The organism is uncultured Flavobacterium sp., assembly GCF_963925185.1.
Taxonomy (GTDB): domain Bacteria; phylum Bacteroidota; class Bacteroidia; order Flavobacteriales; family Flavobacteriaceae; genus Flavobacterium.
This window is the reverse complement of record NZ_CAWURC010000048.1, coordinates 1-12223: the sequence shown is the minus strand read 5'-3', so window position 1 is coordinate 12223 and position 12223 is coordinate 1. Positions and strand designations below refer to the sequence as shown.

Below are 12223 nucleotides of genomic sequence, written 5' to 3'. Positions count from 1 at the left end.
TAATAGTTTAGTAACCTGAAATTTTTTACAAAATAACGGAACCAAACTACATTTGTACCGGTTTATTTTTTTAGAAAAACCATAACCTACTAAATTTTATTATGATGAAAAATAGTTTATTCGAGAAATTAGGTACTACGTCTAGAAGGGACTCTTTTACCGCAAAAAGTAAAACAACAATCAATGGATTGCTTGTATTGTTTGCCTTATTATTGATGAATGCTCAGGTGAGTTGGGGGCAGATAACAGAAGGATTTGAGACAGGTATGCCTACTACTTATACAGGTACAGGGGCTGCTTCTACTATTGCTGCTGATGCTGGTACAGACACTACTTTAGGTTCTGGAACATGGAAATTGGGTAATGTAATTAGAGGAACAACTAGAAATAGTGGGGCTTATTCTGCACAAATCAAATCCTCTACTGGTGCATGTTTAAGTACGCCTGTCATAACAAATGGTGTAGGTACTGTAACGTTTTGGGCAGCGGCTTCTTCTTCTAGCTCTGCTGGAGTTCAATTGCAAATTTCAACTGATGGAGGGACCTCTTACACACAAGTAGGCTCGACATATACTCAAGCAAATACTTTTTCAGTACTCAATACTTTTTATCAGATATCTGCTGTAATTAATAATCCTGGTACAAATATTAGGCTTCGTTGGTATAGAACAGCATCCACTATTTATATTGATGATGTAAGTATCACAGCAACTTCAACTACTTGGACTACAGCTTGGTCAAATGGTGCTCCAACAGCTTCCCTTGATGCCATTATCGCAGGAGCTTATTCAGCTGCTGCGAATATTACTGCAAAAACTTTAACAGTTAATAACAGTGCAGTTGCAACTATTCCTACTGGAAATAATGTCACTGTAACTGGTGCGGTTACTGTAACAGCTCCTGCCACATTAACTTTTAGTAATAATGCCAACTTAATTCAGGATGCTGCAACCACGGTGAATGCTAATTCAGGTGCTATTACTGTAATCCGCGACAGTAATGCTTTATATCGTTTGGATTATACGATGTGGTCTTCGCCGGTAGACAGCCAAAATTTATTGGCTTTCTCTCCTTTAACAAACGCAACACGATTCTATACGTACAATCCATCTACAAATCTATATAATACAGTTGTTAGTCCATCAACGACTCCATTTGCAGCAGCTAACGGTTATTTAATCCGTATGCCAAACGAAGATCCTTCAAATCTGGGAGGAGGATCTGCCTATGCTTTAGGTACTGCAACCCTGACCTATGATGGTGCTTTCACGGGATTGCCAAATAATGGAGATGTTAGTGTTACAGGTCTTACTTCTAGTACCTATAATGCTGTTGGGAATCCGTATCCGTCAACAATAAGTGCTGATGCATTCATTAATGGTAATTCAACGGATGGTACATTATATTTTTGGAGAAAAACAAATGCAGGAACTGGTACAGCGTATGCTACTTATAATTTAGTTGGAATAACAGTTACGGCCGCTGCTTCTGGTAATGGTAGTGGAGTTCCGGACGGAACAGTAGCAGTAGGTCAAGGTTTTATTGTAAAAACAGGAGTAGCAGCCACTACATTGGATTTCACCAATGCGATGCGAACTACCAATAACAGCGCACCATTCTTTAAAACCAGAAATACTGTCGAAAGAAACCGTGTTTGGGTAAACTTGACCAATACAACAGGTGTTTTTAGCCAAATGTTAGTGGCTTACATGACAGATGCCACACAAGGCGTTGATGCAGGAATTGATGGAAAATACATTAACGATAGCGCTATAGCATTAAACTCTTTCCTTAATAACGAAGAATTTGTAATCCAAGGAAGAAGCTTGCCTTTTGACGGAACGGATGTGGTGCCATTGGCTTTCAAAACAGATCTTGCAGGTGAGTATACCATTGCCATTGACCATGTGGATGGCCTTTTTTCAGGAAGTCAAGCCGTTTTCCTTAAAGACAACTCTACTGGAATCGAAACAGATTTGAAAGCAGGAGCCTATGCTTTCACAGCAGCTGCCGGTGTTGACAACGCCAGATTCTCGTTGAAATATCAAAAAACCTTGGGAATCAATGCATCCGTTTTTAATGACAACAGTGTTGCTGTATATAAAAACAAGGGCACAATACACATCAAATCTAGTGGGTCAACCATTGACAACGTTAAAATATATGATATCAGTGGACGTCTTATTTTCGAAAAATCGAAAGTAAATGCTAACGATACAACTATCGAAAGCGCCAAGCTTGGTAATCAAGTCCTGATTGTTGAAATCACTTCCGAAAACCAAATTAAAGTGAGTAAAAAATTAGTTAACTAGAAAAGCGAGTTTGGTTATTGAATAACCAAATCGACAATTAAACATCAATACTATGAAAAATAATTTATTAAAATATTATTTAGTTTTCTTTTGCTTGTGTTCTAATTTTGCTCTATTTGCACAACAACCTGGAGAAACAGACGACATCAGTGACATGGAAGGAACTGATGCTGCTGCGGCACCTATAGATGATTTTATTTGGGTTTTAGCCTTGATGGCTTTGGTTTATGTTTTTCTTAAATTGAGAGCAAATCAAAACAATAAAATTCAGGGTTAAAAGGCCTGCCAAATTTTAATTAAAGACCCCGTTCCAAGACTTGGAATAGGGTTTTTTTCTTTAAATAAGTGTAGTTGTAAAACTATTTGATTAGTATGTTCTCAATCCGGTTTCGGCTTCAGTTATTGCGAGGTATGAAGCAATACTTCAAATAGGGTTAGGGTTTGGATTCACTCAAATTCCGAAGTAAAAAACAACTTCACGTTAGGAAATTTATTCTGCGTCATTTGGATTGTAAAATCCGAATCGGCAAGGAAGACCAATTGCCCGTATTTATCATGAGCTAGGAATTTTTGTTTTATTCTTCTGAATTCCTTGAACTCTTCACTTTTAGGATCATTGGGTTTTACCCAACATGCCTTATGCACCGGGAAATTCTCATAAGTACATTTGGCACCATATTCGTGTTCTAGTCGGTATTGGATGACCTCATATTGAAGCGCTCCTACAGTTCCAATGATTTTTCTGTTGTTCATTTCAAGCGTGAATAATTGCGCAACCCCTTCGTCCATCAACTGATCGATCCCCTTGTCTAGTTGTTTAGCTTTCATCGGATCGGCATTATTGATGTACCTGAAATGTTCTGGAGAGAAACTCGGAATTCCCTTGAAACTCATGATTTCGCCTTCGGTCAGCGTGTCGCCAATCTTGAAATTCCCCGTGTCGTGCAAGCCCACAATATCACCGGGATAGGAGATATCGACGATTTCCTTCTTTTCGGCAAAAAAGGCGTTCGGACTAGAGAATTTTAGATTCTTTTTCTGGCGAACATGGTAATAAGGCTTGTTTCTTTCGAAAGTGCCCGAAACGACTTTGATGAAAGCCAAACGGTCGCGGTGTTTTGGATCCATATTAGCGTGGATTTTAAAAACAAAACCGCTCATTTTTTCTTCTTTCGGGTCAACCAATCTCGTTTCTGATTCTTTAGGTCTTGGCGATGGAGCAATCTGAACAAAGCAGTCTAGGAGTTCGCGAACCCCAAAATTATTCAATGCCGAACCAAAAAATACAGGTTGTAGCTTTCCGTCTAAATAATCTTGTCGATCAAATTTTGGATATACTTCGTCAATCAATTCTAATTCTTCACGTAATTTATCGGCAGGTATTTCTCCAATAATTTTTTCCAATCCAGGGTTTTTTACATCCGAAAAGGCAATCGTTTCCTCGATATTTTTTCTACTATCCCCACTAAACAAGTTGATGTTTTGTTCCCATAAATTATAAATTCCTTTGAAATCATAACCCATTCCTATGGGAAAACTCAATGGAGTAACTGTTAAACCCAGTTTTTGTTCGACTTCGTCCATCAGGTCAAAAGCGTCTTTTCCTTCACGATCCAGTTTATTGATAAAAACGATAATGGGAATTTTTCGCATTCGGCAAACGGCAACTAATTTTTCCGTTTGTTCCTCAACTCCTTTGGCAACGTCAATAACAACAATTACGCTATCGACCGCTGTTAAGGTTCTAAAAGTGTCTTCGGCAAAATCCTTGTGTCCAGGAGTATCGAGAATGTTTATTTTTTTGTCCTTGTAAATAAAGGCCAACACCGAGGTCGACACGGAGATTCCTCTCTGGCGTTCAATTTCCATAAAGTCGCTTGTAGCTCCTTTTTTGATTTTGTTGTTCTTTACCGCACCGGCTTCCTGAATGGCACCTCCAAAAAGGAGCAACTTTTCAGTCAATGTTGTTTTACCGGCATCGGGATGCGAAATAATCCCAAAAGTTCTTCTTCGCTGTATTTCTTCTAAAAAGCCCATATTTGTATAAATAGTCTGCAAAAGTACTATTTATAAATGCGAATTCAAAAAGCTACTGTTTTCAATTTTTTACCATTAATTATTTTATTTAAAGAATTCCTTGAGGATTAGATTTAGAGAATTTTAGTTTTAAAAATCGATCTTTTTTTTAAAATACCCGTATCAATTTTCGGGGAATCAATTTATAACTTTGGACGCCATAATATTACAACGTTTTCGTTAATAACATTCGGTATATTTAATTAATCATTTGTTTAGATATAATATCTTTGTAGCTTAATAAATTATATTTCAATATTTAAAACAATAAAAATGAGTATTATTATCAAAATTCACGCAAGACAAATTTTCGATTCAAGGGGAAATCCTACTGTAGAAGTAGACGTAATTACCGAAAATGGTATATTAGGTAGAGCAGCAGTTCCATCAGGAGCTTCAACAGGAAAATTTGAAGCAGTAGAATTACGCGATGGTGGCAAAGCCTTTCTTGGAAGAGGAGTTTTAAAAGCAGTTGAAAATGTAAATACTAAAATTGCTCAAGAATTATTAGGAACATCAGTTTTCGAACAAAACTTAATTGACCAAACGATGATTGAGTTAGATGGTACGCCAAACAAATCAAACTTAGGAGCCAATGCTATTCTTGGTGTTTCTCTTGCGGCTGCAAAAGCGGCTGCTAACGAACTAGGATTGCCATTATACAGATACATAGGTGGAGTTTCTGCAAATACATTGCCTGTGCCAATGATGAATATCATTAACGGAGGTTCTCATTCTGATGCGCCTATCGCGTTTCAAGAATTTATGATCATCCCGGTGAAAGCAACTTCTTTTACCCAAGCAATGCAAATGGGGACAGAAATTTTCCATAATCTAAAAAAAGTGTTACACGACAGAGGGTTGAGTACGGCCGTGGGTGATGAAGGAGGTTTTGCTCCAAACCTGGCAGGTGGAACCGAAGATGCTTTGGATACTATCAAAAAAGCGGTGGAAGCGGCGGGTTATAAATTTGGAGACGAAGTAATGGTCGCTTTGGATTGTGCTTCTTCTGAGTTTTACGTTGACGGAAAATACGATTATTCGAAATTTGAAGGTCCAACAGGAAAAATCAGAAGTTCAGAAGAACAAGCGGATTATTTAGCTGAATTAGCTGCCAATTATCCAATTATCTCTATCGAAGACGGAATGGATGAAAATGACTGGGACGGTTGGAAATACTTGACCGACAAGATTGGAGATACAGTTCAATTAGTTGGGGACGATTTATTCGTGACTAATGTAGAGCGTTTGTCTACCGGAATCGAAAAAGGAATCGCCAATTCTATTTTGGTAAAAGTAAACCAAATTGGAACTTTAACCGAGACTATTTCTGCTGTAAATATGGCTAAAAATGCTGGTTATACTTCAGTAATGTCACACCGTTCAGGCGAAACCGAAGACAATACAATTGCTGACTTAGCAGTTGCCTTGAATTGTGGGCAAATTAAAACAGGTTCCGCTTCCCGTTCGGATCGTATGGCAAAATACAACCAATTGCTTAGAATTGAGGAAGAACTAGGGAATACTGCTTATTTTCCTGGCGCAAAAGCCTTTAAAGTAAAATAATTATTTAGCATAATTCTATATTAAGCCATTCGCTCTTGCGAATGGCTTTTTTTATGAAATTTAACAATATCATTGTAGTTTTCTCTTTTAAATTAATGTCAAATAGCCTATTTTTGTTAAAATTTAAATTTAAAAGTCTAATTTCCAATTTTAGTATGTCAAAAATAGCAACTTTAGAAATTGATGGTAAAAAATACGAGTTTCCAATACTGGTAGGAAGCGAAAATGAAGTGGCCATTGATATTAATAATTTACGTGATTTGTCAGGGGCAATCACGATGGATCCAGGATTTAAAAATTCAGGTTCTTGCACAAGTAAAATTACTTTCCTTGATGGCGAAGAGGGTGTTCTGAGATACCGAGGATATTCTATTGAAGAATTATCGGAAAAGGCTAATTTTCTAGAAGTAAGTTTCCTTTTAATTTTTGGAGAATTACCTACTGCAAAACAGTTGGAGAAATTCGAAAACGATATTCGAAGACATTCTTTGGTCAACGAAGAAATGAAGAGCATCATTGATGGTTTTCCAAAAACAGCACACCCAATGGGAGTTTTGGCTGCTTTGACAAGTGCGCTAACTGCTTTTAATCCAAAATCGGTAAATGTCGAAAACGAAAAAGAAATGTATGAGGCGGTGTGTAAAACCATGGCTAAATTTCTTGTTATTGCCAGTTGGACTTACAGAAAAAGTGTGGGTTTTCCTTTAAACTATTACGATAATACAAAAGGATATGTTGAAAACTTCATGCGTTTGATGTTTGAAGTGCCTACGGAACCTTATAAAGAAAATCCGGTAATAATTGCCGCCTTGGATAAATTGTTTATTCTTCATGCAGATCACGAACAAAACTGTTCTACATCGACGGTGAGAATGGTAGGCTCTTCCCATGCTGGATTGTTTGCCTCAATTTCCGCAGGAGTTTCTGCACTTTGGGGGCCATTGCACGGTGGAGCGAATCAGGCAGTTCTCGAAATGCTAGAAGAAATTCACGCCAATGGTGGTGATGCCGAAAAATATATGGCGAAAGCCAAAGACAAAAATGATCCTTTTAGATTGATGGGTTTTGGTCACAGAGTCTATAAAAACTTTGATCCAAGAGCCAAAATCATCAAAAAAGCAGCCGACGAGGTTTTAAACACTTTAGGAGTAGAAGATCCTATTTTAGATATCGCCAAAAAACTGGAAGAAGCCGCGCTAGTAGATGAATATTTTGTGTCCAGAAAATTATATCCAAATGTTGATTTCTATTCCGGAATTATCTATAGAGCATTGGGAATTCCAACGGATATGTTTACCGTAATGTTTGCCATAGGTCGATTGCCAGGATGGATTGCCCAATGGAAAGAAATGCGTGAAAACAAAGAACCTATTGGTCGTCCCAGACAAATGTATACAGGGCAAACTTTAAGGGATTTTAAGCCCTTGGAAAAACGATAAAATTCGATTCAAAAAGCTTCACAATTTGTGGGGCTTTTTTTATCTTTGAGTAACCCAAAACCAAATATATTGGAATTAAACATAAATAATGAAACTTCAAGATTAAAGGCGGTAGTTCTGGGGTTAGCAAACAGTAATGGGCCAACGCCAACAATAGAGGAGGCCTACGACCCTAAATCATTAGAACATATATTAGCCGGAACTTATCCTGAAGAAGCTCCTATGGTAGAGGAAATGGAAGCGTTCGATCAAGTTCTTAAGAAATATGGTGTAACCGTTTTTCGGCCAAAAAGGATAGAAAATTACAACCAGATATTTACGAGGGACATTGGTTTTGTGATTGGCGATGTCTTTATTAAATCAAATATTTTACCGGATAGGGAACACGAATTAGACGCCATTCAATATATAATTGATCAAATCAATCCTAAGAAAGTGGTTCGTCCTCCTGAAAAAGTACATATAGAAGGCGGTGACGTGATGCTGTGGAAGGAGTATGTTTTTATAGGAACCTACAAAGGAAGTGATTATAAGGATTATATCACAGCACGAACAAATTGGCATGGTGTGCAGTATATCAAGGATTTATTTCCTAACAAGATGATCAAGGAATTCGACTTAGTAAAATCAAAAATCGAAGCACGCGACAATGCTTTGCATTTGGATTGTTGTTTTCAGCCTGTGGGAAAAAACAAGGGAATCATTTACAAAAGGGGATTTCGGGAAGAAGCCGATTATGTTTTTCTAGTGAATCTATTTGGTGAGGAAAATTTATTTCATATTACGAGAAAAGAAATGTATCACATGAATTCCAATATTTTTTCCATTGATTCCAATGTCGTGGTTTCTGAAAAAAAATTTACGCGTCTTAATGATTGGTTGAGGTCTAACGAATTTGTGGTAGAAGAAATTTCATATGCCCAAATTGCCAAACAAGAAGGATTATTGCGATGCTCTACCTTACCTTTGATAAGAGATTAAAAAAGTTGTAAGTTGTAAGTTGTAAGTTGTGTCAGTGTTCAAGACTTTTATTTAAATCAGAAAATATGAAAAGTTATAAAGATTTAGAAGTTTTTAGTTTGGGTTTAGAGTTGTTTTATAAAAGCCATTCTTATTCCTTAAAATTGCCAAAATACGAAATGTATGAGTTGGGTGTCAATTGAGAAGATCATCTGATTTGGTTCCTGCCAATATTGTGGAAGGATATGGTAGAAAAAAATACAAAGCTGATTTTGTAAAATTTCTTACTTATTCTTACGCTAGTTGTTTAGAAACGGTTTTTCATATTGAAAAAATAGCTAAATTATATCCTGATATTATAGAAAATGAGCAGGAATTCATTTCTAAATGCAATGAACGAAGTGCCAAAATTTATAATTTTATAAAGTATGTAGAAGAAAATTGGAAAACATAATTCCTCAACCTAACACCCACAACCCACAACCTACAACTAATAACCCACAACTAATAACCTACAACCCACAACCTATAACTTACAACGAAAACTATGAACCAAACTACAAATTCCATCCTAATGATTCGTCCGGTAGCATTCCGAATGAACGAACAAACAGCCGTAAATAATTATTACCAAAAAGTGCTGGATACGCTTTTGCCGGCAACAGTAAATGCAAAAGCACAGGAAGAGTTTGATGCTTTTGTGAAAAAGTTACGAGCTGTTGGGGTACATGTCATCGTTGTTGACGACACTATAAGTCCAGATACTCCAGACAGTATTTTTCCAAACAACTGGATTTCATTCCACGAGAATGGCGACCTAGTTTTATATCCCATGTTTGCCGAAAACCGTCGTGAAGAACGACGCGAAGATATTTTAGATATTCTTGAAGAGGAGCATTTTATCATCAACGAAATCATGGATTATACCTCTGCCGAAGAAGATGGTTTTTATCTCGAAGGAACTGGAAGTCTGGTTTTGGATAGAGAAAACGGCAAAGCGTATTGTGCCTTATCGCCTCGTGCAGACGAGGAATTGTTCATAGAATTCTGTGAGGATTTCGAATTCTCCCCCATTCTTTTCGAAGCATTTCAAACGGTGAATGGAGAACGAAAATTAATTTATCATACGAACGTGATGCTGTGCATTGGCGATACTTTCGCTGTGATTTGTGCGGACTGTATCGATGACAAGAAAGAACGAAAAATGGTATTGGATAGTTTAAGAGGCGATGATAAAGAAATTATTTTAATTACCGAAGCCCAGGTCAATAATTTTGCAGGAAACATGCTCGAAGTTAGCGGAGCAGATGACAGGAGGTATTTAGTAATGAGTACATCGGCACATCAAAGTTTGACTAAAAAACAGATTGGGCAACTCGAAGAACACATCACTATTTTGAGTTCCAGTCTTGATACTATTGAAGCCTGTGGAGGCGGAAGCGCCCGTTGTATGATGGCGGAAATTTTCTTGCCACAAGAGGAATAATTTATTTTCCAATAAATAGGCTGTAAGTAAAATTCTTCAGTTTGAGTGTTAATGGTTGTTTTATTTGTAAAAACAGCCCTTTTGTTGTAATTACCGGTACCGTCTGTTCGAGTGTTTTTTGTGGAGAGTAACGGAACAAAAAATGTATCGAGAATAATTAAATTTAAAGGCAATAAAATTAGTATTAAAAAAAAATAGTATGAAACAGTCTCATGTATATATCTTAAAATGCTCTGACAATTCCTATTATACTGGGGTTACAAGCAATTTAACACAAAGACTTTTTCAGCACGAAACCGCTTTCTATCCTGATTGTTATACAGCAAATAAACGGCCTGTTGATTTGGTATATTATTGTGAATTTACAGATATTAATTTTGCAATTGACATTGAAAAAAAAATAAAAAAATGGTCAAGGGCAAAAAAAGAATCATTGATTAATGAAGAATATGACAAACTTCCTAATTTAGCAAAGAAAAAATTTAATAAACCATAGTAGCTCACGTTAAGAATTCGTCAGTTGGAGTGATTTTTAAAGTCAGACAAATTTTGAAGAATGGAAAGACGATTCCTTTAAAAATTGTATCGAGAACTATTAACTTTATAGTGCTTCTCGATACAATTTTTAATAGTAAAGCTATCGCATTACTATTAAAAATCACTCGAAGAGACGGTAAAGGGCTTAACTTAATGATATTGAGCTATCGGAAGGAACAAAAAATTAGCATCAAAAATGAATAGTCCCCAGCGCCTTACTAATCTTAATCTCTTAATGGTTCAAGAAATTAACAACAAAATTGTACTTTTGTCCTATGAAAAATAAAAAAACATTGGTTCTTGGTGCTAGCACGAAACCAGACCGATACGCATACAAAGTCATCACTATGTTAGTTGAAAAAGGACATTCTGTTTTGGCTATTGGTCAAAATGCGGGTGAAGTGGCAGGAATAAAAATTCAGACCAAAGCGATCCCTTTAAAAAACATAGATACCATTACCTTGTATCTAAATCCGGGACGTCAGCGGGATTATTATAATTACATTGTAGAATCGAAACCAAAACGCGTGATTTTCAATCCTGGGACTGAGAATCCAGAATTCTACCAATTATTAGAACTGAATAATATAAAAGCCGAAGTGGCTTGTTCATTGGTGTTGTTGACGATGAACCAATATTAAAACTTCAAAGCTTCCAGCCTCCAAAAGGATGGAAGCTATTTAAAACTAAAACCTCGTTTCTTCCACTGCTGGTTTGCTAATCAAGTACAGCCCAATAAAGGTAATCAGGGTGTTGACGATAATTAATTCGTTGTCAAAGACATATCCAAAAAATAAGGCAGCCGAATTGTCGCTAATCAATAAAGTGAGCATTGGCGACAGCAGGCAAATAAAAGGCACCCACTTGTCTTTTACGGTTTTCGTCTTCACGAATAATCCAAAAATGTACAAACCCAAAAGCGGACCGTAGGTATAGGAAGCGACTTTGAAAATCATTCCCACCACGGAACTGTCGTTGATGGAGTTAAAAATGAGGATAACCAAAAACATCAAAAACGAAAAACTAAGATGCACGATATGTCTGCTTCGCACGATGTTGGGTTTGTTCTGATTTTCGGCCTTGTCCATTCCCAAAAAATCGATACAGAAAGAGGTTGTCAAGGCAGTAAGGGCAGAATCCGTCGTGGCAAAAGTGGCCGCTGTCAATCCCAACAAAAACACAATCGCTGGTACAATGCTTAAATGATGAAAGGCAATTTCGGGAAAAAGCAAGTCGGTTCTGGGTTTTCCCGTAATCAAATCTGTTGGCACAGAGATGCCATTTTTGTCGGCATAAATATAAAGCAGGGCGCCCACGCTGAGGAAGAAGATATTGATGAGCACGAATATTCCGGTAAAAGTGAACATGTTTTTCTGGGATTCGCCAATGGTGGCGCAACTTAGGTTTTTCTGCATCAGGTCTTGGTCTAAACCTACCATGGCGATAGTGACGAACATGCCGCCAAGGATTTGTTTCACAAAATGAAACTTGCTGCTAACAAAATCATCAAAAAAGAAAATCTTGGAATAAGTGCTGTTTTTCACCTCTTCAAATGCGCCAATAACGCTCAAATCAAGACTCGAACAAATAAAATAAATAGTAAGAAATACCGAAGTGACTAGAAAAAAGGTTTGCAGCGCATCCGTAATGATGATAGTTTTTAGACCGCTTTTGTAAGTATACGAAAAAATCAATAGCAACGAGAGTAAGACCGTCACGGCAAGCGGAATGCCATAATAATCAAAGACAAACCGTTGTAAAACAATCACCACGAGGTAGAGTCTAAAGGAGGAACCTATGGTGCGGCTAGCCAGAAATATGGCTGCAGCTGTTTTATAGGAATAGTA

11 protein-coding genes are annotated in these 12223 nt (G+C 37.1%); 9 read left to right on the top strand and 2 right to left on the bottom strand.

From position 1 onward, the window contains the following. The first annotated feature begins 101 nt into the window (after nt 1-101). Entirely contained in the window at nt 102-2312 is a 2211-nt protein-coding gene (locus AABM59_RS09950; RefSeq protein ID WP_338408815.1) for a T9SS sorting signal type C domain-containing protein, read from the top strand. A gap of 52 nt (nt 2313-2364) precedes the next feature. Next, nucleotides 2365-2589 (top strand): hypothetical protein, encoded by a 225-nt coding sequence (locus AABM59_RS09945; RefSeq protein WP_338408814.1) that lies wholly within the window; start codon nt 2365-2367, stop codon nt 2587-2589. Nucleotides 2590-2759: 170 nt separating this feature from the next. Here the strand turns inward: AABM59_RS09945 and AABM59_RS09940 are convergent, their stop codons facing one another. Then, a complete protein-coding gene (locus AABM59_RS09940; RefSeq protein WP_338408813.1) occupies nt 2760-4349 on the bottom strand; it encodes a peptide chain release factor 3 in 1590 nt (529 codons plus the stop codon). 312 nt (nt 4350-4661) lie between these two features. Here AABM59_RS09940 and eno point away from each other — a divergent pair, with 312 nt between their 5' ends. From eno to AABM59_RS09905, 7 genes are all read left to right on the top strand, one after another. Beyond that, the gene (gene eno / locus AABM59_RS09935) at nt 4662-5954 is read left to right on the top strand and encodes a phosphopyruvate hydratase (RefSeq protein ID WP_338408812.1); all 1293 of its coding nucleotides are present in this window, start codon (nt 4662-4664) and stop codon (nt 5952-5954) included. 155 nt (nt 5955-6109) lie between these two features. After that, a complete protein-coding gene (locus AABM59_RS09930) occupies nt 6110-7393 on the top strand; it encodes a citrate synthase (RefSeq protein WP_338408811.1) in 1284 nt (427 codons plus the stop codon). 66 nt (nt 7394-7459) lie between these two features. Beyond that, on the top strand, nt 7460-8374 hold the full coding sequence (locus AABM59_RS09925; RefSeq protein WP_338408816.1) for an arginine deiminase family protein: 915 nt from the start codon (nt 7460-7462) through the stop codon (nt 8372-8374). Between the two features lie 178 nt (nt 8375-8552). Further along, nucleotides 8553-8807: a four helix bundle protein gene (locus tag AABM59_RS09920; RefSeq protein ID WP_338408810.1), complete on the top strand. Its 255-nt coding sequence runs from the start codon at nt 8553-8555 to the stop codon at nt 8805-8807. Nucleotides 8808-8900: 93 nt separating this feature from the next. Next, complete coding sequence (locus AABM59_RS09915; protein ID WP_338408809.1) at nt 8901-9839, top strand: arginine deiminase-related protein; 939 nt, start codon at nt 8901-8903, stop codon at nt 9837-9839. A 199-nt stretch (nt 9840-10038) separates the two neighbouring features. Then, entirely contained in the window at nt 10039-10335 is a 297-nt protein-coding gene (locus tag AABM59_RS09910; protein WP_338408808.1) for a GIY-YIG nuclease family protein, read from the top strand. A 316-nt stretch (nt 10336-10651) separates the two neighbouring features. Continuing rightward, a complete protein-coding gene (locus AABM59_RS09905) occupies nt 10652-11017 on the top strand; it encodes a CoA-binding protein (RefSeq protein WP_338408807.1) in 366 nt (121 codons plus the stop codon). Between the two features lie 45 nt (nt 11018-11062). Here AABM59_RS09905 and AABM59_RS09900 read toward each other — a convergent pair. Further along, on the bottom strand, nt 11063-12223 hold a 1161-nt coding region (locus tag AABM59_RS09900; RefSeq protein ID WP_338408806.1), incomplete at its 5' end, for a sodium:solute symporter.